This is a genomic window from Microbacterium sp. H6 (assembly GCF_003314775.1).
In the GTDB taxonomy this organism is placed as follows: Bacteria; Actinomycetota; Actinomycetes; order Actinomycetales; family Microbacteriaceae; genus Microbacterium; species Microbacterium oxydans.
On the sequence record NZ_QOAY01000136.1, the window covers coordinates 444 to 1418 of the forward strand.

The window sequence follows — 975 nt, forward strand, 5'->3', positions numbered from 1 at the left end:
CGCCACCCTGGCGATCGGGGTCCTGATCACCGGAGCCGCGCTTCCTGCATTGAACCCCACCAGCGGCCCCGCGGCTGCTGCCAGCGCCCCCGTCTCGACTCTTGCCGACGGAATGTCCCAGTCCTACACATCGAAGAACGAGATCCGGGCGGAGATCGCCCCGCGCGGCAACTTCTCGGCGACGACGCCCGAGGAGATCAAGGAGACGCGCTCCCGTGCCGCGGCCGCCGCGATCGCCGCAGGCATGCCGCTGGGAAGCGCGCTGGACATCCCCCTCGCCGGACGCATCGTGATGCCGATGGCCGACGGAACATACTCCTTCACCGACGGGTTCGGCGCCTCACGACCGGGTCGATCGCACCTCGGACAGGACTTCGCCGCGCCGGTCGGCACTCCGATCAACGCCGCCATGAAGGGCTGCGTCTCCCGATCGACGGAGAGCTACCAGGGCTACGGCGTGACGATCCAGATCGAGAGCATCGTCGACGGACAGGCCGTGAGCACCGTCTACTCGCATATGACCTACGGAAGCCGGGCTGTCGAGGTCGGCGACTGCGTCGACGAAGGCCAGTACATCGGAGACGTCGGATCGACCGGCTACGTCTTCGGGTCGTGCCTGCACTTCGAGGTCCACATCAACACCGTCGCCGTGGATCCCCTGCCCTGGCTCAAGAAGAACGTGAGCTGACCCGCAGCGTCCACCCCCCTCCGGCCACGGCGATCCCCCTAGGCTGGATGGATGACTCCGCTGGTGATCCGCGACGCCCGCGCCGAAGATGCCGACAGCATCGCCGGCGTGCACGTCCGCTCCTGGCAGGCGGCCTACCGTGGACTCATCGATCAGTCCGTCCTCGACGGACTGTCCGTCGAGGAGCGAGCCGAGGGTTGGCGGCGCATCATCGCGGAGCCGCTGCCCACGGGCCTCGGCACCCTCGTCGCCGTGCGGGGCGACCGCCTGGTCGGCTGGGCATCGCT

At 68.7% G+C, this 975-nt stretch carries 2 protein-coding genes; both read left to right on the forward strand.

Annotation, left to right across the window (positions count from 1 at the left end):
* The coding region (locus DSP71_RS08585) for a M23 family metallopeptidase (RefSeq protein ID WP_147251247.1) at positions 1-688 on the forward strand (688 nt) is incomplete at its 5' end.
* A 51-nt stretch (positions 689-739) separates the two neighbouring features.
* Positions 740-975 (forward strand): GNAT family N-acetyltransferase (locus tag DSP71_RS08590; protein WP_396652050.1); only part of this gene is annotated, 236 nt, incomplete at its 3' end.